Consider the following 21,190-nt stretch of genomic DNA (forward strand, 5'->3'; position numbering starts at 1 on the left):
ACCGGTTGATCCGGCCGCAGAGCCGGACACCTCGCACGATTCAGACAAGGGCCACCTTCGGGTGGCCCTTGTTCTTTGGTGGCGTCAGATCGAGGTGCGAGGCCAGCGCACCCGCACCTTCAGGCCGGGCTGTGCGGCTTCGAAGGTCAACTGGCCACCGTGCGCCTGCGCCACAAGCCGGCACAGATACAGGCCCAGCCCCACCCCGCCGCTGTGGCGGGTGCGGGCGGCATCGGTGCGGTAGAAGGCCTCGGCCAGACGTGCGAGGTGGTCCGGCGCGACGCCGGGTCCGTGGTCGCGCAGGCTCATCAGCCAATGGCCGCCGTCAGGCTCGGGCCGGATCGACAGTTCAAGGTCAGCCCCCGCCACATCGGTCGGTCGGCCATGCCGCAAGGCGTTGTCGACCAGGTTGCGCACCAGCAAACGCCAGCGCATCGGATCGATCGCCACCTGGCTCAGCAAGCGAGCCACCTCGGGCGCGATGTCCCACCGGATCTGCGGCAAGGGCGTGCCGGACGGGGCGCTGTCCTGCCAGTGGCGCAAGCGCTCATCGGCGACGTGGCGGACCAGTGCGACCAGATCGGTCGGCTCGGTCTGCAGCGCGGCATGGCCCGCGCTCAGGCGCTCGCCTTCAAGCAGGTCATTGATGAGCGAGCGCATCTCCTCCAGATCGCGCAGCAAGGCATCGCGCGACGGGCCTTCGTCGACCAGTTCGGCGTTGAGCCTGGCCCGCGTCAGCGGCGAGCGCAGCTCGTGGCTGATCGCCAGCAGCAAGGCGCGCTTGGCCTCCAGACGCTCGCGCAGGCCCTCGGCCATGGCATTGATCTGGCCGGCCAGTCGACCGAGCTCATCCGGACGACGGATCGGGATGGCCTGCGCGAAATCGCCTTGCCCATAGCGCAAGGCCCCCGCGCCGATGTCGTCGAGCGGACGCAGCATCCGGCGCATCACGAGGTAAGCGATGGCGGTGACCAGCAGCAGCGCGGCCAGCGTCAGCCAGCCGATCACGCGCGGCTGGTGCGCCAGCGGGACCTCGCCGAGCGCAAAGGTGATGCGATGGCCGTCGGGCGTCAGACGGCTGAGCGCGACAACCCCGCGCGAGCCGGGCGGCTCGTCGCGGGCGTCGTCGGTGTCGTCGCGGCGCCAGCGCGGCGGGCCACGGCGGGGTTCGTCCTCGGACGCGGCCAGGTCGCGCCGCCACGGTGGTGGCATGTCGTCACGGCCACGCTCGCCCATGCGGACGCCGTCGCGATCACGTGGCCGCATCGGCAAGGGCATCGGGTGGCGCGGCAGACCATCGGGGTGCGAGCGCCAGTTGACGATCGGCCCTTCGATCTGGATGGCCAGCGGCAGGCGCTCGGCCATGGCCTCGGCCCGGGCGACATCGGGCGGGCTGCCAATGTCCGCCGCCAGCCGGTCCACATAGTCGGCCACCAGCGGTCGCACCAGCGCGCGCCAGCCGCCGCCCAACGCACGCTGCATGCCGGCCATGAAGGTCAGGCCCATGACCAGCGCCAGCACCACGAACAGCAGCACCAGCCGCATGCCGAGCCGGCGGTGGCGAGCAACCGGCCGGTTCAGCCAGCCGTGATCGTCAAGAGGCGTGCCCATGGTTCAGTCGGCCATCCGCGCGGCCGCGAAGGCGTAGCCGGCGTTGCGAACGGTCTTGATGCAGTCCAGCGGTTCGAGCTTCTTGCGCATGCGGCTGACCAGGATGTCGACCGCACGGGTGTAGAGCTCAGCCTCCTGACCGCGCAGCCGGGTCAGGATGTCGTCGCGGCTGAAGACCTTCTGCGGTTCGCGCGCCAGCAGGCCCAGCAACTCGAACTCGGTGCCGGTCAGTTCGACCTCATGGCCTTGCACATGGACCTGGCGGCGTTCGAAGTCGATCGTCAGGCCGTCGAACACCAGCTGCGACGGGCCGGCGGCCTCGTGGCGATCGGCGCGTTGCCGGCGCAGGATGGTCTGCAGCCGGGCGGCCAGTTCGCGCGGCTCGAAGGGCTTGGGCAGGTAGTCGTCTGCGCCCAGCTCCAGGCCGATGACGCGGTCCATCACGTCGCCGCGCGCGGTCAGCATCAGGATGGGGATGTCGCTGGTCTTGCGGATTTCGCGGCAGACCGCGAAGCCGTCCATTTCGGGCAGCATGACGTCGAGGATCACCGCGTCATAGTGACCTGCGGCCAGTCGCGCCAAGCCGGCACTGGGCCGGTCGGCATGGTCCAGCGCCAGGTCGTAGCGTTGCAGATAGGTGGTCAGCGGCGCGGCCAGATGCTGGTCATCGTCGATCAGGAGCAGTCGATGCATGACGGAATGATCCCAGATGCACGGCCACGAAAAAGGCCCGAACACGTGTGGTGACGTGCTCGGGCCATGTCAGGCGGGAAGCCAGGGGCTTTCAGGGCTCAGGCTTCAAGCATCAGGCTTCAGCCGCGCTCACCCCGATCACCGTGCTTGCCGCCATGGCCGTCATGACCACCTCGGCCGGGACCGCGGGCCATGAACTGGCGGACCTGCTCCTGCTGCTCGGGCTTGAGGCTGTCGAAGAAGTCGGCAGCGGCGGTGATGAGCTCAGGCCCGGCCTTCTGGATGGCCTGCGCCTTGGCGTCGGCCAGCTGCTGGGCCTTGGCCTTGTCGAAGCGGTTGCCTGCGATCAGCGCCTGCAGGTCTTGACGCGGGCCGGCCGGCTTGGCGGTGTCACCCGCCTTCGGGGCGGCGCCGGCTGCCGATCCAGCCGCGTGCATGGCCTGACGCTGCGCCTGCAGCGTGTCCATCAGCTTGCCCAGGCGCTGCTTCTGCGCGTCGTCCAGCTTGAGCTCGCGGGTGGCGCGCTCGACCATGCGATCGCGCATCTTCTGGTGGTCGGCGTCCGACATCTGGCCGTGACGGCCATGGCCGCCGCCGTGGCCCATCATGCCCATCATCGCGTCACCGCCCATCGGCGCGGCGACGGCGCCAACGGCGCCCAGCAGGCCGAAGGACACGGCGGTGGTGGCGAGAACGATCAGGCTGCGTTGCTTCCAGGTCTTCATGGGGAACATCCTTTCGGGACGGGTTGAGATCCGAGGCGATCCGCCCGGCGCTGCCTCGCAGCGGCTGCGGTGTGGATCGATGGAAGGGATGTTGCCGGCGGGCTTGCGTGGCGTCCTTGCAGCGCGGTATCGGCGTGTTTCGTTTCTTTTCGGGCCTGGGGCCGGACTTCGTACACTCCGCCCGCCGCCCCACCATGCTCCGACATGAACGACCTCGCCCACCTGCTGCAAGACCTGCGCGAACCCCTGATGCGCTATGCCCGCAAGCAACTGCGCAACGAGGCCTGGGCCGAGGACGCGGTGTCCGAAACGATGATGGTGGCGCTGGAGAAACCGCAGTCCTTCGGCGGGCAGAGCCAGCTCAAGACCTGGCTGATCGGCATCCTCAAGCACAAGCTGATCGACCAGATCCGGCGACACGGGCGCGAGATCTCCAGCACCCGCGAGGACGAGGACGACATCGACGACCTGCTCTTCCATCCCGATGGCCATTGGCGCGAAGCGCCGGCCGAATGGGGCAACCCGGAGGCCAGCCTCGGACAGCGTCAGTTCATCACCGTGCTCGATGCCTGCGTGGAGCACCTTCCAGGCCAGCAGGGCCAAGTCTTCATGATGCGTGAATGGCTTGGCCTGGAAACCGAAGAAGTCTGTCAGCAATTGGGCATCAGCTCGACCAACCTGTTCGTGCTGCTGCACCGCGCCAAGCTCCGTCTGCGCGAATGCCTGCAAACCCACTGGTTCTCTTCCCCCAGGCCCGGCCTGTGACCGCCATGCGACCGATGCTCAGCTGCCGAGATGTCACCCGCCTCGTCCTCGAAGGCGAAGAACGCACCCTGTCCCTCGGTGAGCGGGTGGGCGTGCGGGTACACCTGTGGATCTGCAAGGCCTGCCCGGCCTTCACCCGGCAGGTCCGGCTGATGCGCAGCGCGCTGGGCCAGTGGCAGGCCTACCGGGATGCCGGCGACAGCCTGGACGACACCAAGCCGGGCAGCGGCGACCGGCGCTGAGCCGGCCGCGCTCGCCAGCGGCGCCGCTTCAGGCTGCGGGCCCCAGGCAGAGACGTCGCCGCGCCGTCTCGTACTCATTGGCCAGACGCTGCACCAGCTCGCCGGCCGGCGCGATCCTGTCGATCGCGCCGATGCCCTGGCCGCAGCCCCAGATGTCCTTCCAGGCCTTCTTCGCCTCGTTGCCGTCAGCACCGCCAAAGTTCATCTTGCTCGGATCGGCATCGGGCAAGGCGTCCGGGTCCATGCCCGCAGCCCGGATCGACGGCTTGAGGTAGTTGCCGTGCACGCCGGTGAACAGGTTGCTGTAGACGATGTCGTCGCTGTTCGAGTCGACGATGCACTGCTTGTAGGCCTCGCTGGCGCGCGCCTCATGCGTGGCGATGAAGGCCGAGCCGATGTAGGCCAGGTCCGCCCCCATCGCCTGTGCGGCCAGCACCGCACCGCCGCTGGCGATCGATCCCGACAGCGCCAGCGGGCCGTCGAACCACTGACGGATCTCCTGGATCAGCGCGAACGGGCTCTTGACGCCGGCATGCCCGCCAGCGCCCGCCGCCACCGCGATCAGGCCATCCGCCCCCTTGTCGATGGCCTTGTGGGCGAAGGCGTTGTTGATGATGTCGTGCATCACCAGCCCGCCCCAGGCGTGGACGGCATGGTTGACGTCCTCGCGCGCGCCCAGGCTGGTGATCACCAGCGGCACCTTGTAGCGGGCGCAGACCTCGAGGTCGTGCTCCAGACGGTCATTGCTCTTGTGCACGATCTGGTTGATCGCGTAGGGCGCGGCCGGCTGGTCCGGATGTGCGGCATCCCAGGCCGCCAGCGTCTCGGTGATCTCGGCCAGCCAGTCATCGAGCTGCGAGGCCGGCCGGGCGTTCAGTGCCGGCATCGAGCCGATGATGCCGGCTTGGCATTGCGCGATCACCAGCTGCGGGTTGCTGATGATGAACAAGGGCGAGCCGATGACCGGCAGGCGCAAGGTGTCGAACAGGGGTGGGAGCGACATCAGAAGGCCTCCAGCGCCAGCGCGCAAACCGACTCTCCGCCGTCGATCACGCTGTCGCGCAAGCCCGGCACCCGCGTCAGGATGTGGTCGCCGTAGAAGCGGGCAGTGGCGATCTTGGCCGTCATGAAGGGCACGTCGTCGCCTTCGTTGATGGCGTCCTCGGCGGCCAGCAGCGCGCGGCCCATCTGCCAGCCGGCCATCAGGTTGCCGGCCAGCATCAGGTAGTTGACCGAACCGGCGAAGACCTCGTTGGGATGCGCCTTGGTGCGCCCGGCCACGAAGTCGACCACCTCGATGAAGGCCAGTCTTGCGGCCTTCAACCGGCGTGCATAGGTCTGCGCAGCCACGCTCGAATGGGCGGCCAGCGCGGCCTCGGTGACTTCGATCTGGCCGGCGATCGCCTTGGCCGTCTGGCCACCGTCGCGGGCGGTCTTGCGACCGATCAGGTCATTGGCCTGGATGGCGGTCGTGCCCTCGTAGATCGTCAGGATCTTGGCGTCGCGGTAGTACTGCGCCGCGCCGGTCTCCTCGATGAAGCCCATGCCGCCATGCACCTGCACGCCCAGGCTGGTGACCTCCAGACTCATCTCGGTGCTGTAGCCCTTGACCAGCGGCACCATGAATTCATAGAAGGCCTGGTTGACACGGCGCGTGTCGGCATCCGGGTGGTGATGGGCGGCGTCGTAGGCGGCACCGGCGACCAGCGCCAGTGCGCGACAGCCTTCGCTGAGCGAGCGCATCGTCATCAGCATGCGCCGCACATCGGGGTGGTGGATGATCGCGCCGGCCGTCGGCAGCGAGCCGTCGACCGGACGGGACTGCACACGGTCGCGCGCGTACTGCACGGCCTTCTGGTAGGCCCGGTCGGCCACCGCGATGCCCTGAATGCCGACCGCGAAGCGGGCCGCGTTCATCATGATGAACATGTACTCCAGGCCACGGTTCTCCTGGCCGATCAGGGTGCCGACGGCACCGCCGTGGTCGCCGTACTGCAGCACGGCGGTCGGGCTGGCCTTGATGCCCAGCTTGTGCTCGATCGAGACGCAGTGCACATCGTTGCGCTCGCCCAGGCTGCCATCCGCGTTCACCATGAACTTGGGCACGATGAACAGGCTGATGCCCTTGACGCCCTCGGGCGCGCCGACCACCCGCGCCAGCACGAGGTGGACGATGTTCTCGGCCATGTCGTGTTCGCCGTAGGTGATGAAGATCTTGGTGCCGAAGATCTTGTAGGTGCCATCGGCCTGCGGTTCGGCGCGTGTGCGCACAGCCGCCAGGTCAGAGCCGGCCTGCGGCTCGGTGAGGTTCATCGTGCCAGTCCAACGACCTTCGATCATCGGCGGGATGTAGGTCGCCTTCTGTTCGTCCGAGCCGGCCGTGAGCAGCGCCTCGATCGCACCATCGGTCAGCAGCGGGCACAGCGCAAAGCTCAGGTTGGCGCTGTTGAGCATCTCGATGCAGGCGGCGCCGATCGCCTTGGGCAGGCCCTGCCCGCCGAACTCAGGCGGGTGCTGCAGGCCCTGCCAGCCGCCGTCGACGAACTGCTTGAAGGCGTCCTTGAAACCGGGCGTGGTGATGACCTGACCGGCCTTCCAGAACGACGGCTTCTGGTCGCCATCCCAGTTCAGCGGCGCGACAACGTTCTCGTTGAGGCGGGCGCACTCCTCCAGCACGGCGGCGGCCGTCTCCAGGCCGGCCTCCTCGAACGCCGGGATCTGGGTCAGCTGATCGAGTCCGGCCAGCTCCTTCAGGCCAAACATGAAATCCTTGACGGGGGCGCGGTAGGTCATGGCACGGTCTCCGGGTGCGTGTTGTGGGAACGGTGGGTCAGGTGGTGGACAAGACAGGGGCGCCGCAACGTTGCCGTTGGGCGCCCCTGGATCGGCTGGCTCAGGCCACGTCGATCAGCAAGCGGCGATCACAGCGACTTGACCAGCTCGGGCACGGCCGCGAACAGATCCGCTTCCAGGCCGTAGTCGGCCACGCTGAAGATCGGCGCCTCCGGGTCCTTGTTGATCGCGACGATCACCTTGGAATCCTTCATGCCGGCCAGATGCTGGATCGCGCCCGAGATGCCGGCGGCGATGTAAAGCTGCGGCGCGACGATCTTGCCGGTCTGGCCGACCTGCCAGTCGTTGGGCGCGTAGCCGGCGTCCACCGCGGCGCGGCTGGCTCCGAGTGCGGCGCCGAGCTTGTCGGCCAGCGGCGTCAACACCTCGTTGAACTTGTCGCTGCTGCCCAGCGCACGGCCACCGCTGACGATGATCTTGGCGGCGGTCAGTTCGGGGCGGTCGTTCTTGGCAATCTCGCTGCCGACATAGCTGCTGCTGGACGAGTCGGCCGCAGCGGCCACGGTCTCGACAGCGGCGCTGCCGCCGGTCGACGCAGCCGCATCAAAGGCGGTGCCACGCACGGTGATCACCTTGACCGCATCGGCGCTCTGCACCGTGGCGATCGCATTGCCCGCGTAGATCGGTCGCTCGAAGGTGTCGGCGCTGACGACGGCCGTGATGTCGCTGATCTGGGCGACGTCAAGCAAGGCCGCGACACGCGGCGCGGTGTTCTTGCCGCCAGCGGTCGCCGGGAACAGGATGTGGCTGTAGCTGCCGGCAAGCGCCACGATCTGCGGGGCCAGTGACTCGGCCAGACCATGCGCGAGGCTGGCACCGTCGGCATGGATCACCTTGGCAACACCGGCGACCTGGCTCGCCTGTTGAGCCACCCCGGCCGCGTTCTGGCCAGCCACCAGGATGTGGACGTCGCCCAGCTTCGACGCGGCGCTGACGACATTCAGCGTCGCGGGCTTAAGCGTGTTGTTGTCGTGTTCGGCAATGACGAGGACAGCCATCTCAGATCACCTTCGCTTCGTTCTTCAGCTTGTCGACCAGAGCGGCCACATCGGCCACCTTGATGCCCGCCTTGCGACCGGCGGGCTCGGCCACCTTCAGGGTCTTGAGGCGCGGCGCGACGTCCACGCCCAGATCAGCCGGCGTGACCTTGTCCAGCGGCTTCTTCTTGGCCTTCATGATGTTGGGCAGCGTGACGTAGCGCGGCTCGTTCAGGCGCAGATCGGTCGTGATGACGGCCGGCAGCGTCAGGCTCAGCGTCTCCAGGCCGCCGTCGATCTCGCGGGTGACCGTGGCCTTGCCGTCGGCGATCTCGACCTTTGAGGCGAAGGTGGCTTGCGGGAGGTTGGCGAGGGCCGCGAGCATCTGGCCTGTCTGGTTGCAGTCGTCGTCGATGGCCTGCTTGCCCAGGATGATCAGGCCGGGCTGCTCCTTGTCGACCAGCGCCTTGAGCAGCTTGGCGACGGCCAGCGGCTGCAATTCGGCATCGGTCTCGACATGGATGGCGCGGTCGGCGCCAATCGCCATGGCGGTGCGCAGCGTTTCCTGGCACTGCGTGACGCCGCAGGACACAGCGATCACCTCGGTGACGACGCCCTTCTCCTTGAGCCGGACCGCTTCCTCGATCGCGATCTCGTCGAAGGGATTCATGCTCATCTTGACGTTGGCGATGTCCACGCCCGTGCCGTCGCTCTTGACGCGCACCTTGACGTTGTAGTCGACCACCCGCTTGACGGGGACGAGTGCTTTCATCGGTCTCTCTCCAATGGCCTGTGGTGAATCACGGCCGGCATTCTATGGGCTCACGTCAACGTGTTGTCGCATCCGTGAAACATAAACGAACGATCGTGCTATTTTAGATAGCAACCCAAGCGAACCGCAAGGGTCGTGAGGCGACGCGGCGTCGGCGCGCCGTCAGCACATCGGTTGATAGACTGCCCGCCGCCCTCCCCAACCACATGCCTGAATGAACATCCCATCGCCCCATCCACCGCGCATCGGCGTGTTTGACTCCGGCCTGGGTGGGTTGTCGGTGATGCACAGCCTGTGCGAATTGCGAGACGACGCCCGCTTTGTCTATGTCGCAGATTCGGGTCATGCACCCTACGGCGACAAGCCGGTCGAAACCATCGTCGCACGCTCCTTGCACATCGCCGATTTCCTGGCGCAGCAAGGCATGGACCTGCTGGTTGTCGCGTGCAACACCGCCACCGCAGCGGCCGTACAGGCCCTGCGCCTGGCTCACCCGACCTTGCCCATCGTCGGTGTCGAACCTGGCATCAAGCCCGCCGTGCAACGCAGCCGCAACGGCAAGATCGGTGTGCTGGCGACCACGGCCACCTTGCGCAGCGACCGCTTCCAGTTGCTGGCACAAGCGCACGCCGACCGCGTCGAACTGACCTTGCAGGCGGGGGTGGGTCTGGCCGATGCGATCGAGGCCCATCCGCTGGACGGCGACGAGGTCAGACGGGCCGTCGAGCGCTGCTGCACCCCCCTGCGGGACGCTGGCGTGGACACGGTGGTGCTCGGCTGCACGCACTATCCGCTGGTCGCCGACGTGATCGCGCGGCAGTTCGCGCCGGCTGTGTCGCTGGTCGACACCTCCGAGGCCATCGCACGCCGCACACTGGACCTGATCCCGCGTGGCCCGGCGCTCGACGCACCAATCTCCGATCGGCTTGAACTGTGGAGCACTGGCGATACTGCTCTGCTGACCAAGGCCTGCCAGCGCTGGCTCGGCGTTCACGTGCAAGCCCTCGAACTGCCACCGACGGTGCCGATGTCCGGCATTGGCTGAGTGCTGACGCACCACCCGCGCCACAGACCACGCGGCAGCGGTGCATCGACGGGGCCTTGCAGATACCCCTTGTGGTGCCCAGGACGGGACTCGAACCCGTACGCCCTGTGAGGAGCGGCGGATTTTAAGTCCGCTGTGTCTACCGATTTCACCACCCGGGCGGCAGCCTATGCCGTGGAGTATCTCAACGCAGTCGGGCTGGGCTGGGCTGGCTCGATGCCCAAGTTCTCCAGCACAAGAGGAATCAAATCCAAAACGCAGAAAGCCGTCTCACGGACGGCCTTCTGCGTTTCATCTGGAGCGGGAAACGAGACTCGAACTCGCGACCTCAACCTTGGCAAGGTTGCGCTCTACCAACTGAGCTATTCCCGCATGAACTGATCACAACCATTCGCCGAGCCCCTGCCACCCTATTCTGGAGGCGCGGAGTGGAGTCGAACCACCCTGGACGGATTTGCAATCCGCTGCATAACCGCTTTGCTACCGCGCCGCGGGCTCGACTTTGCCGCATCTCAACGAAACCGGAAGCCTTGTGAGCCAACCATTCGTCGAATACGACCGAAACTGGAGCGGGAAACGAGACTCGAACTCGCGACCTCAACCTTGGCAAGGTTGCGCTCTACCAACTGAGCTATTCCCGCGTATCTTGATTCTTACTACCGTCCAGCTTCACGAGTATGTCGTTTAGCTGTTCTGCAGCGAGACTGAAAGTATAGAAGGAAATCGGCGAGGGGCGCAAGCCCCTGCGCCGAACTTTTTTGCCGTCAGTGCTTGGTGGCGTCGGCGATGACGGGCGCGGCGCCGTCCGCTGCTGCTGGCTTGGCCTCTTCGACCTTGACCTCTTCTTCGGGCAGCGCCACCGGCGCGCGGACCAACGCGATCTCGAGGACCTTGTCGATCCACTTGACCGGCACGATCTCCAACTGGCTCTTCACGTTGTCAGGGATCTCCGCCAAGTCCTTGGCGTTTTCCTCGGGGATCAGAACCGTCTTGATGCCACCGCGGTGGGCCGCGAGCAGCTTTTCCTTCAAGCCGCCGATCTCGGTGACTTCCCCCCGCAGCGTGATCTCGCCGGTCATCGCGACGTCCGCTCGCACCGGGATGCCGGTCAGCGCCGACACGAAGGCCGTCGTCATCGCGGCCCCCGCGCTCGGGCCGTCCTTGGGCGTCGCGCCGTCGGGCACGTGGATGTGGATGTCGCGCTTCTCGAACATCTCGTCCTTGATGCCCAGCCGCTGGGCCCGACTGCGCACCACCGTGCGGGCCGCCTCGACCGATTCCTTCATGACGTCGCCCAGCGAGCCGGTGCGGATGATCCCGCCCTTGCCCGGCATGACGGTGGCCTCAATGGTCAGCAGGTCGCCTCCCACTTCCGTCCATGCCAGCCCGTTGACCTGGCCAACCTGGTCCTGCTTCTCGGCCTGGCCGAAGCTGTAGCGACGCACGCCCAAGAAGTCGCCGATGTTGTCGCCGGTCACCTGCACGGTGCCCTCGTACTTCTTCAGCGACAAGCCCTTGACCACCTTGCGGCAGATCTTGGAGATCTCGCGCTCAAGCGAACGCACACCCGCTTCGCGGGTGTAGTAGCGGATGATGGCCCGCACCGCGTCTTCGGTGACGTCGAGTTCGGCATCGGTCACACCGTTGTTCGTCCGCTGCTTGGGCAGCAGGTAACGCTGCGCGATCGACACCTTCTCGTCCTCCGTGTAACCCGACAGGCGGATGACTTCCATCCGGTCCAGCAGGGCCGGCGGGATGTTCAACGAGTTGGACGTCGCCACGAACATCACGTCCGACAGGTCGAAGTCGACCTCCACATAGTGGTCGGCGAACGTGTGGTTCTGCTCAGGGTCGAGCACTTCCAGCAGCGCCGACGACGGATCACCCCGGAAGTCCATGCCGAGCTTGTCGATTTCGTCGAGCAGGAACAGCGGGTTGCGCACACCGACCTTGCCCAGGCTCTGCAGCACCTTGCCCGGCATCGAGCCGATGTAGGTGCGGCGGTGGCCGCGGATCTCGGCCTCGTCGCGCACGCCGCCCAGCGCCATGCGAACGAACTTGCGGCCGGTCGCGCGCGCCACGCTCTGGCCCAGCGAGGTCTTGCCCACGCCCGGAGGCCCGACCAGGCAAAGGATCGGCGCCTTGACCTTGTCGACACGCTGCTGCACGGCGAGGTACTCGAGGATGCGTTCCTTGACCTTCTCCAGACCGAAGTGATCTTCGTTTAGCACCTCTTCGGCCAGCGGCAGGTCGTGCTTGACCTTGCTCTTCTTGGCCCACGGCAGGCTGACCAGCGTGTCGATGTAGTTGCGCACGACGGTGGCCTCGGCCGACATCGGAGACATCAGCTTGAGCTTCTTCAGCTCGGCATCGGCCTTCTTGCGCGCTTCCTTGGGCATGCGGGCGGAGATGACCTTCTTCTCGAGCTCGTCGAGATCGGCCCCTTCCTCGCCTTCGCCCAATTCCTTCTGGATCGCCTTGACCTGCTCGTTGAGGTAGTACTCGCGCTGGCTCTTCTCCATCTGGCGCTTGACGCGCCCACGGATGCGCTTTTCGACCTGCAGGATGTCGACCTCATGCTCCAGCAGTTCCAGCAGCTTCTCAAGCCGCTTGGAGACCTCGACCAGATCGAGGATGGACTGCTTGCTTTCGAGCTTGAGCGGCAAGTGAGCCGCGATGGTGTCGGCCAGACGACCAGCGTCGTCGATGCCCGCGATGGAGGTCAGGATCTCCGGCGGGATCTTCTTGTTGAGCTTGACGTACTGGTCGAACTGCTGCGTCACGGCGCGGCGCAGCGCCTCGATCTCGGGCGAGCCTTGGTCGGGCAGAGGCACCGGGACGAGATCGGCGGTGAAGAACTCGCCGGCGTCGTCGATCGCGGTGGTGTTGGCGCGCTGCAGGCCCTCGACCAGCACTTTCACGGTGCCATCGGGCAGCTTGAGCATCTGCAGGATGTTGGAGACGCAGCCGGTCTCGAACATGTCCTCGGGCTTGGGCTCGTCCTTGCCGGCGGCCTTCTGCGCAACCAGCATGATCTGACGGCCCGCTTCCATCGCTGCTTCGAGAGCCTTGATCGACTTGGGCCGACCCACGAACAGCGGGATGACCATGTGCGGGAACACGACCACGTCACGCAGCGGCAGCAGCGGGAGCTTGATGGGGTCGGCGGGGAGGATGGGGTGACCTGACATCAGAACCTCTCTTTCTGCGTTTCCATGTGGGCACGCAGACATCATTTGCAAGGGCGACGCCCGGACGGCAGGACCGCCCGGACGTTGCACCGTTCAGCCCATCGGGCTGTCTGTTCCGTTCAGGCGCTGGCCTTTTGTTCGCGATAGACCAGCAGCGGCTTGGCGTTGTCCAGGATCGTGCCTTCGTCGACCACGACCTTGGCCACGCCATCCAGCGCAGGCAACTCGAACATCGTGTCGAGCAGGGCCTGCTCAAGGATCGAGCGCAGGCCGCGCGCGCCGGTCTTGCGCTTGAGTGCCTTGGCCGCGATCGCGGCCAAGGCCGACGGGCGGATCTCGAGCTCGACGCCGTCCATCAGGAACAGGCGCTGGTACTGCTTGAGCAGCGCATTCTTGGGCTCGGTGAGGATCTGAACCAGCGCATCTTCGGTCAGTTCGCCCAGCGTGGCGATGACCGGCAGGCGGCCAACCAGCTCGGGGATGATGCCGAACTTGACCAGGTCCTCCGGCTCGATCTCGCGGAAGATCTCCGAGACGCTGCGCTCGGACTTGCTCTTCACCGAGGCGCCAAAGCCGATCCCGGACTTCTCCGAGCGATTGGCGATGACCTTCTCCAGCCCGTCGAAGGCGCCACCGCAGATGAACAGGATATTGGTCGTATCGATCTGCAGGAAGTCCTGGTTCGGGTGCTTGCGACCGCCCTGCGGCGGCACGCTGGCCATGGTGCCCTCGACCAGCTTGAGCAGGGCCTGCTGGACGCCTTCACCGGACACGTCGCGGGTGATCGACGGGTTGTCGGCCTTGCGCGAGATCTTGTCGATCTCGTCGATGTAGACGATGCCGCGCTGGGCCCGCTCAACCTCGTAGTTGCAGTTCTGCAGCAGCTTCTGGATGATGTTTTCGACGTCCTCGCCGACGTAGCCGGCTTCGGTCAACGTGGTCGCGTCGGCGATCACGAAGGGAACGTTGAGCATGCGCGCCAGCGTCTGCGCCAGCAGGGTCTTGCCCGAGCCGGTCGGGCCGATCAGCAGGATGTTGCTCTTGGCGAGCTCGACATCATCCTTGGGCTTCTCGCCCATGTGCTTGAGGCGCTTGTAGTGGTTGTAGACGGCCACCGACAGCGATCGTTTGGCCGATGCCTGGCCGATCACGTACTGGTCGAGCAGGTCCTTGATCTCGCTGGGCGCCGGCAGTTCACCCCGGGCGGCCTTCGCACCGGCCTCGGTCGGCGGAACCTCGTCGCGGATGATCTCGTTGCACAGCTCGATGCACTCGTCGCAGATGAAGACCGACGGACCGGCGATCAGCTTCTTGACCTCATGCTGGCTCTTCCCGCAGAACGAGCAGTACAGGATCTTGTCGCCGGAGGGGCCTTTTTTGTCGGGCATGGAGGACTGCCTAGTGAAGTGCGAATTGATGATAAGACAAGGCCATGAAGGCCTGGACGGCCCGGCGCCGGGACCCGCCCGGCACCGCCGCCCCGCACTCAGGCGCGCTTGTTGATGACCTGATCGATCAGGCCGTAAGTCTGCGCCTCGTCGGCCGACATGAAGTAGTCACGCTCGGTATCGTTCTGGATCTTTTCCAGCGATTGACCGCTGCGCTCGGCCAGGATCTTGTTGAGCTGCTCGCGCGTCTTGAGGATTTCGCGGGCGTGGATCTCGATGTCGGTGGCCTGACCCTGGGCGCCGCCCAGCGGCTGGTGGATCATGATCTTCGAGTTCGGCAAGGAGAAGCGCTTGCCCTTGGCACCGGCGGTCAGCAGGAAGGCGCCCATGCTCGCCGCGAGGCCCATGCACAGGGTGGAGACCTGCGGCTTGATGAACTGCATCGTGTCGTAGATCGACATGCCGGCGCTGACGCTGCCGCCCGGCGAATTGATGTAGAGCGAGATGTCCTTGTCCGGGTTCTCGCTCTCCAGGAACAGCAATTGCGCGACGACCAGGTTGGCGGTCTGGTCGTTGACCGGGCCGACCAGGAAGATCACGCGCTCGCGCAGCAGGCGCGAATAGATGTCGTAGGACCGCTCGCCGCGGCCCGACTGTTCAACGACGATGGGGACCAGGCCCAGATTGTTCGTATCGAGTGCGCTCATGTTTCTGACCCTGAGGCGACGCTTGCCGCCGGATTGAATGAAGGGGAGGCACGGCATGTCCGCGTGAACGGCGCGGGCATGTCGCCCGGGGTCCCTGATCCCGGGTGGAGGGGCATTATGCGATTGCCTGAAACAGCCCTTGGGCGAAGCCAAGCGGCCCGGACGTGACAAGGGGCGCTGTTCGCGCCCCTTGTGCAGGTCAGCGGACGGCCAGGGCTCAGCCGGCGGCGCCCATCAGTTCGTCGAAGGGCAGCGTCACGTCGCTGACCTTGGCCTTGCCCAGGACGAACTCGGTCACGTTGGCCTCGATCACGACGGCCTCGACCTCGCCGAGGCGCTGCTGGTCACCGAAGTACCAGCGCACCACTTCCTCGGGGCGCTCGTAGCTCTGGGCCATCTCGTCGACGTGGGCCTTGATCTGCTCCATCGTGGCCGACAGGCCGTTGGCGCGCACGACCTCGGCGATCGTCAGGCCCAGGCGGACGCGGCGCTCGGCCTGCGGCTGGAACATCTCGGTCGGGATCGGCGCCTTGTCGGCGTCCTTGATCCCACGCTGCTTCAGGTCGTTGCGGGCGTTCTCGACCAGGCGGGCGAGTTCGTTGTCGACGAGTGCCTTGGGCAGGTCGAAGGAGCCGGCCTTCTCCAGCGCAGCCATCACGGCCTGCTTGTTGCGGGCAGCGACGCGGAACTTGACCTCGCGCTCGAGGTTCTTCTTGATGTCGGCACGCAGGCCGTCGACGGTGGCGTCGGCGATGCCCAGCGATTCGGCGAAGGCGGCATCGACCTCGGGCAGCTTCTGCGACTCGATCTTGGTCAGCGTGACCAGGAAGTCAGCTTCCTTGCCGGCCACGTCCTTGCCGTGATAGTCCTCGGGGAAGGCCAGCGGGAAGGTCTTGGACTCGCCGGTCTTCATGCCGCGCACGGCCTTCTCGAAGGCTTCGAGCATGCGGCCTTCACCCAGGATGAACTGGAAGCCGTCGGCCTTGCCGCCCTCGAAGGCCTCGCCGTCGATCTTGCCGGCGAAGTCGATGGTGACGCGATCGTCGTCGGCAGCCGCTTCGCCCAGCGCGCGCTGTGCGAAGGTGCGACGCTGCTTGCGCAGGATTTCCAGCGTGCGGTCGATGGCGACGTCGGCGACCTCGGTCGTGACGCGCTCGATCTCGAGGGCCGACAGGTCACTCAGGACCACTTCCGGATAGACCTCGAAGGTCGCGTCGAAGGAGACCTGGCCGTCGGCCGCGCCCTCCTTCTCGGTGATGCGCGGCGTGCCGGCGACACGCAGCTGCGCCTCGCTGGCGGCGCTGGCGAAGGCCTGACCGACCTTGTCGTTCATGACCTCGTACTGGACAGAGTAGCCGTAGCGCTGGGCCACGACGTTCATCGGCACCTTGCCGGGACGGAAGCCGTCGGCCTTGACGGTGCGGGCCAGCTTCTTGAGTCGGGCATCGACTTCCTTGCCAAGGTCCTCGGCGGACAGGGTCAGGGTGATGCGGCGCTCGAGCTTGTCGAGGGTCTCCACGGTAACGGCCATGTCTTGCTGCTCTTTCGGTTGCTTGTTCGTCGGAAAACCTGGTGCGCGGAGCCGGACTCGAACCGGCACGCCCGTGAAGGCGTCAGGACCTAAACCTGGTGCGTCTACCAATTTCGCCACCCGCGCGTGTCCTGATCGGGCTGCCGGGGGGCGAGTGGCCTGCTGCCGCGCCCGGGGCCTCCGGGGCTTCGACAGGCGCGGGCGCTGTCGCGGGCGGGGCGATCCGGGCGCCGCGAGGTGCGCCCCACGGCAAACCGTGAACCCGCGATTCTAGCCGGCCGCGCCCACGCCACCCTGGCCAGGCTCGCGCCGGACCCGGAACCATGCCGCATACATCGCGGGCAAGGCCAGCAGCGTCAAGGCGGTCGCCACGATCAAGCCGCCCATGATGGCGACGGCCATCGGCCCCCAGAACACGCTGCGTGACAGCGGAATCATGGCCAGCACGGCAGCCGCGGCCGTCAGCACGATCGGGCGGAAACGTCGCACGGCCGACTCGACCACCGCATCCCAGGCCGGCACGCCCCGGGCCCGGTCGGACTCGATCTGGTCGATCAGGATGACCGAGTTGCGCATGATCATGCCCATCAGCGCGATCACGCCGAGCAGCGCGACGAAGCCAAACGGCCGGCCCAGCAGCAGCAGCGCGGCGGCCACGCCGGCGATGCCCATCGGTCCGGTCAGGAAGACCAGCAGTGACCGGGAGAAGCTCTGCAACTGCAGCATCAGCAGCGTGAAGATGATGAACAGCATGATCGGCACGCCGGTGGCGATCGAGCCCTGGCCCTTGCTGCTTTCCTCGGCCGCACCGGCCAGCGCGATGTCGTAGCCCGGCGGCATCTGTGCCTTGAGCCTCATCAACTCAGGCCAGATCGCGCTGGAGACGGTCGGCCCCTGCACGCCTTCGACCACGTCGCCCTGCACGGTGATGGCGTACTGGCGGCCTTCGCGCCAGATCACGCCCGGCTCCCACGCCGGCTGCAGGCGGGCGATCTGTGTCAAGGGGATGGCGCGTCCGCTGCTCGTCGGCACGTAGGCCGATTCGAGGTCGGTCAACGCATCGCGCTCGGCCTGCGGCTGGCGCATCACCACGTCGATCAGCTTGTCGCCCTCGCGGTACTGGCCAACGGTCGTGCCGCTCAGCAGCATGCGGGTCGCCTGGGCGATGGCCTGGCTGGTCACGCCCAGCGCGCGGGCCTTGTCCTGATCGATCTCCAGCCGCACCGTGCGGATGGACTCATTCCAGTTGTCGTTGACACCACGCATGTCCGGATGGGCACGCAGCACCGCCTTGGCCTGATCGGCCCAGTGGCGCAACACGGCGATGTCCGGGCCGGAGACGCGGAACTGCACCGGGTAGGGCACGGGAGGCCCGTTGGGCAGCAGCTTGACGCGGCCACGCGCCTCGGGGAACTCGGCCGCGAGGATGGCCGGAAGGCGCTGGCGCAGGGTCTCGCGCTCGGCCAGATCCTTGGGCAGCACGATGGCCTGGCTGACGTTGGTCTGCGGGAAGACCTGGTCCAGCGGCAGGTAGAACCGCGGCACGCCGCTGCCGATCCAGGTCGAGACGCTGGTCACGCCAGCCTCTTCTGACATGCGTGCCTCGAAGCGGCGCGCCAGCGCGTCGCTCTGCTGGATCGTGGAACCTTCGGGCAGCCACAGGTCGACCAGGATCTCCGGCCGGCTCGAGTCCGGGAAGAACTGCTGCTGCACCCGGCCCATGCCGGCCAGACCGGCGACGAAGACGGCAATCGTCAGGCCGATCGTGATCCAACGGTGCTGCACGCACCAGTTCACCGTGGCGCGAAAACGCGCATAGAACGGCGTGTCGAACAGCTCATGCGGCTGGTCCGGGTTGGCATGCGGCTTGACCTTGAGCAAGCGGGCGCCCAGGTAGGGCACGAAGTAGACCGACACGATCCACGAGATCAGCAGCGCCGCCGACGTCACCGCGAAGATCGCGAAGGTGTATTCGCCGACGGTCGACTGGGCCAGTCCGATCGGCAAGAAGCCGGCCGCCGTGATCAGCGTGCCCGTCAGCATCGGCTTGGCGGTCGCGTCGTAGGCGTAGGTGGCGGCGTAGACGCGGTCGTAGCCCTCTTCGAGCTTGCGCACCATCATCTCGACCGCAATGATGGCGTCGTCGACCAGCAGGCCCAGCGCGATGATCAGCGAGCCCAGCGAGATCTTGTGCAGCCCCACGCCCCAGTAGTACATGGTCACGAAGGTGATGGCCAGCACCACGGGGATGGTGATGCCCACCACCATGCCCGGCCAGATGTCGATGCGCAGCGGCCGGGTGTGCAGACCCAGGCTGATGAAGCTCACCGCCAGCACCACCACCACCGCCTCGATCAGCACCTTGACGAACTCGCCGACCGAGCGCTGCACGGCGTCCGGCTGGTTCTGGATCTGTGACAGCTCGATGCCCGCCGGCAGCGTGTGGCGGATCTCGGTGGCCTTGGCCTGCAGCGACTTGCCCAGCGCGATGATGTCGCCGCCCTTGCCCATCGACACGCCGATGGCGATGACCTCGCGGCCCTGGTGCCGTACCTTGACGGCCGGCGGGTCGCTGGTGCCGCGACGGATGGTCGCGACGTCGCCCAGCTTGAGCGTGCTGGCCACGCCGGTGACCGGGTTGACGGCCCGGATCGCCAGCCGCGACAGGTCGTCGACCGAGTTGAACTGCCCGCCCACGCGCAGCTGCACGTTCTCGCTGCCCGCATTCAGCACGCCGGCGCCCTCGACCGCGTTCTGCGCGCCGATCTGGGCGATCACCTGGTTGAGGTCCAGCCCGAGTTGCGCCAGTCGGCGCCCGGACAACTCGACGAACAGCTTCTCGGGCTGCACGCCGAACAGCTCGACCTTGGCGACATAGGGCACACGCAGCAGGTCACTGCGGACCCGGTCGGCGAACTCGCGCAGCTCCTCGTTCGAGAAGCCGTCGGCCGACAACGCGAAGATCGTGCCGTAGACATCGCCGAAGTCGTCGTTGAAGACCGGTCCGATGACCCCCGCCGGCAAGGTGGCGCGCATGTCGCCGATGCGCTTGCGGACCTGGTACCAGACCTGCGGCACCTCCGAGGGCGCCGAGTTGTCCTTGATCTGGACGATGGTCAGCGACTCGCCCGGCTTGGTGTAGCTGCGGATGATGTCTGGGTAAGGCGCCTCCTGCAGCGTCTTCTCGATCTTGTCGGTGACCTGTTCGGCCATTTGCTGCGCGGTCGCACCGGGCCAGAAGGCCTGCACGACCATGGCGCGGAAGGTGAACGGCGGGTCCTCGTCCTGGCCGAGCAGGAAGTAGGCGTTGAAGCCCAGCACCGTCAGCACGATCAGCAGGTAGCGCGTCAGTGCCGGGTGCTCGAGGGCCCAGCGCGAGATGTTGAAGCCGCCCGCGCGGTCGCCGCTGGCAGCGGTCGGCGGGGCGATGTCGGCGTCGTGGCCGGGATGGGGCGTGTGCATGGGGTCGTCGCTCCGGATCGGGTCGATGGCTCAACGGGCGGCCGAAGCCGTGGCCGACACGGGCAAGGCTGCGGCCGGCGCGCCGGGGCGCTTCGGATCGATGTAGCGCACCACCTTCTGGCCCGGCGTCAGCACATGCAGGCCGGCGGTGACGATCTCCTGGCCCGCCTGCAGGCCCTCGGTCACCACGACGTGGTTGCCATCGGGCGTGCCGGTGACGACCGGCACCGGCTGGACCGACATGGCCGCCGCGTCCAGCACCCAGACGACGCTGCGGCCGCCCTGCTCGGCCACCGCGCTCAGCGGCAGCCGACGCACGTCCTCGCGCGCCGGGCGACCCAGGCTGACGGTGGCGGTTTGGCCCAGGCGGACCTCGCTGGCATCCTTGCCCAGGCTGGCCTTGGCCAGAAAGGTGCGGCCAACCGGGTCGGCGGCTGCGGCCACTTCACGCAGCGTGGCCGACAGCGCCTGGCCTTCGGCGCCCCACAGGGTGACGCGCAAGGCGCCCGCCTTGCCGAGCAGGCCGCGCAAGGCACCGATCTGGTCTTCCGGGACCTGGAAGGCGACGTCGCGCGGACCATCCTGCGCCAAGCGAACGACCGGCGTGCCGGCCCCAAGCACGGCGCCGGGCTCGGCTTCGACAGCGGTCACCACGCCCGACACATCGGCCAGCAGCTTGCTGTAGCGGGCCTGGTTGCCCTGCACCGCCGCTTGCGCGCGGGCCTGTTCCAGCGTGGCCTGCGCAGCGCGCACCGTGTTCTGGCGCCGTTCCAGCTCGGCGGTGCTGATGTAGCCCTGCGCGTGCAGGTCCTCGAAGCGCTTGACGTCGGACGCCGCCTGTTCGGCGTTGACCTGTGCAGCGCGCACCGCCGCTTGAGCGGCTTCGGCGCCCAGGCCCAGGTCGGCAACGTCCAGTTCGGCCAGCAACTGCCCCTTGCGGACCGCCTGGCCCAGTTCGACCGGCCGGCTCGTCAGCTTGCCGGCGACCCGGAAGCCCAGCCGCGACTCGGTCCGGGCGCGGATCTCGGCTGCATAGACGGCCTCGCCGCCGGCCACGTCGCGCCCGACCACCATCGTGCGCACCGCGCGCAGCGGCTCGGGTGCGGCCTCCTGCTTCGAACAGCCTGCCAGCCCGGCCGACAGGAGGATCGCGCCGGCACCGGCGATCAGGGAAATCCGCCGGATCGACGGCAGAAACAGGGTGGCTGGACGTGCGCGCATGGAAACC

The 21,190-nt window shown here is 67.0% G+C and carries 16 protein-coding genes and 5 tRNA genes; 3 read left to right on the forward strand and 18 right to left on the reverse strand.

Annotated elements, in window-relative coordinates:
* Positions 1–84: 84 nt before the first annotated feature.
* The 3 genes from EV685_RS07835 to EV685_RS07845 form a co-directional block, all read right to left on the reverse strand.
* Entirely contained in the window at positions 85–1,611 is a 1,527-nt protein-coding gene (locus EV685_RS07835; RefSeq protein WP_130481436.1) for a sensor histidine kinase, read from the reverse strand.
* Between the two features lie 3 nt (positions 1,612–1,614).
* Positions 1,615–2,304 carry a response regulator transcription factor gene (locus EV685_RS07840; RefSeq protein WP_130481437.1) on the reverse strand — a complete coding sequence of 230 codons (690 nt, stop codon included), beginning with the start codon at positions 2,302–2,304 and terminating at the stop codon, positions 1,615–1,617.
* Positions 2,305–2,423: 119 nt separating this feature from the next.
* Positions 2,424–3,029, reverse strand: a complete 606-nt coding sequence (locus EV685_RS07845) for a Spy/CpxP family protein refolding chaperone (RefSeq protein WP_165396741.1) — start codon at positions 3,027–3,029, stop codon at positions 2,424–2,426.
* Positions 3,030–3,233: 204 nt separating this feature from the next.
* On the opposite strand from EV685_RS07845, the gene EV685_RS07850 reads away from it, so the two are divergent.
* Both EV685_RS07850 and EV685_RS07855 read left to right on the forward strand, forming a co-directional pair.
* Entirely contained in the window at positions 3,234–3,794 is a 561-nt protein-coding gene (locus EV685_RS07850) for a sigma-70 family RNA polymerase sigma factor (RefSeq protein ID WP_130481439.1), read from the forward strand.
* Positions 3,795–3,799: 5 nt separating this feature from the next.
* Positions 3,800–4,036 (forward strand): anti-sigma factor family protein, encoded by a 237-nt coding sequence (locus EV685_RS07855; RefSeq protein WP_130481440.1) that lies wholly within the window; start codon positions 3,800–3,802, stop codon positions 4,034–4,036.
* A gap of 28 nt (positions 4,037–4,064) precedes the next feature.
* Here the strand turns inward: EV685_RS07855 and EV685_RS07860 are convergent, their stop codons facing one another.
* The 4 genes from EV685_RS07860 to EV685_RS07875 all read right to left on the reverse strand — a co-directional run bounded on the left by EV685_RS07860 (position 4,065) and on the right by EV685_RS07875 (position 8,638).
* Positions 4,065–5,042, reverse strand: coding sequence for an NAD(P)H-dependent flavin oxidoreductase (locus EV685_RS07860; RefSeq protein WP_420820820.1), 978 nt, complete (start codon positions 5,040–5,042; stop codon positions 4,065–4,067).
* Positions 5,039–6,829, reverse strand: coding sequence for an acyl-CoA dehydrogenase (locus EV685_RS07865; protein WP_130481442.1), 1,791 nt, complete (start codon positions 6,827–6,829; stop codon positions 5,039–5,041). The genes EV685_RS07860 and EV685_RS07865 overlap by 4 nt, the downstream gene beginning before the upstream one ends.
* 128 nt (positions 6,830–6,957) lie before the next feature.
* Positions 6,958–7,887 carry an electron transfer flavoprotein subunit alpha/FixB family protein gene (locus EV685_RS07870; protein ID WP_130481443.1) on the reverse strand — a complete coding sequence of 310 codons (930 nt, stop codon included), beginning with the start codon at positions 7,885–7,887 and terminating at the stop codon, positions 6,958–6,960.
* Position 7,888: 1 nt separating this feature from the next.
* Positions 7,889–8,638 (reverse strand): electron transfer flavoprotein subunit beta/FixA family protein, encoded by a 750-nt coding sequence (locus EV685_RS07875; RefSeq protein ID WP_130481444.1) that lies wholly within the window; start codon positions 8,636–8,638, stop codon positions 7,889–7,891.
* A gap of 214 nt (positions 8,639–8,852) precedes the next feature.
* Here EV685_RS07875 and murI point away from each other — a divergent pair, with 214 nt between their 5' ends.
* Positions 8,853–9,683, forward strand: coding sequence for a glutamate racemase (gene murI / locus EV685_RS07880; protein WP_130481445.1), 831 nt, complete (start codon positions 8,853–8,855; stop codon positions 9,681–9,683).
* Positions 9,684–9,755: 72 nt separating this feature from the next.
* On the opposite strand, the gene EV685_RS07885 is transcribed toward murI, so the two are convergent.
* From EV685_RS07885 to EV685_RS07935, 11 genes are all read right to left on the reverse strand, one after another.
* Positions 9,756–9,844 (reverse strand) — tRNA-Leu (locus EV685_RS07885).
* Positions 9,845–9,979: 135 nt separating this feature from the next.
* A tRNA-Gly gene (locus tag EV685_RS07890) sits at positions 9,980–10,055 on the reverse strand.
* 44 nt (positions 10,056–10,099) lie between these two features.
* Positions 10,100–10,173 (reverse strand) — tRNA-Cys (locus tag EV685_RS07895).
* A gap of 75 nt (positions 10,174–10,248) precedes the next feature.
* Positions 10,249–10,324, reverse strand: a tRNA-Gly gene (locus tag EV685_RS07900).
* Between the two features lie 123 nt (positions 10,325–10,447).
* Positions 10,448–12,874 (reverse strand): endopeptidase La, encoded by a 2,427-nt coding sequence (gene lon, locus EV685_RS07905; RefSeq protein WP_130481446.1) that lies wholly within the window; start codon positions 12,872–12,874, stop codon positions 10,448–10,450.
* 119 nt (positions 12,875–12,993) lie between these two features.
* The gene (gene clpX / locus EV685_RS07910) at positions 12,994–14,262 is read right to left on the reverse strand and encodes an ATP-dependent Clp protease ATP-binding subunit ClpX (RefSeq protein ID WP_130481447.1); all 1,269 of its coding nucleotides are present in this window, start codon (positions 14,260–14,262) and stop codon (positions 12,994–12,996) included.
* 98 nt (positions 14,263–14,360) lie between these two features.
* Positions 14,361–14,969 carry an ATP-dependent Clp endopeptidase proteolytic subunit ClpP gene (gene clpP / locus EV685_RS07915; RefSeq protein WP_130481448.1) on the reverse strand — a complete coding sequence of 203 codons (609 nt, stop codon included), beginning with the start codon at positions 14,967–14,969 and terminating at the stop codon, positions 14,361–14,363.
* A gap of 217 nt (positions 14,970–15,186) precedes the next feature.
* On the reverse strand, positions 15,187–16,500 hold the full coding sequence (tig, locus tag EV685_RS07920) for a trigger factor (protein WP_130481449.1): 1,314 nt from the start codon (positions 16,498–16,500) through the stop codon (positions 15,187–15,189).
* Between the two features lie 39 nt (positions 16,501–16,539).
* Positions 16,540–16,626, reverse strand: a tRNA-Leu gene (locus EV685_RS07925).
* A gap of 144 nt (positions 16,627–16,770) precedes the next feature.
* The gene (locus EV685_RS07930; protein WP_130481450.1) at positions 16,771–19,962 is read right to left on the reverse strand and encodes an efflux RND transporter permease subunit; all 3,192 of its coding nucleotides are present in this window, start codon (positions 19,960–19,962) and stop codon (positions 16,771–16,773) included.
* Positions 19,963–19,992: 30 nt separating this feature from the next.
* Positions 19,993–21,183: an efflux RND transporter periplasmic adaptor subunit gene (locus EV685_RS07935; RefSeq protein WP_130481451.1), complete on the reverse strand. Its 1,191-nt coding sequence runs from the start codon at positions 21,181–21,183 to the stop codon at positions 19,993–19,995.
* Positions 21,184–21,190: the final 7 nt, after the last annotated feature.

This window comes from Sphaerotilus mobilis, assembly GCF_004216565.1.
Classification (GTDB): domain Bacteria; phylum Pseudomonadota; class Gammaproteobacteria; order Burkholderiales; family Burkholderiaceae_C; genus Sphaerotilus; species Sphaerotilus mobilis.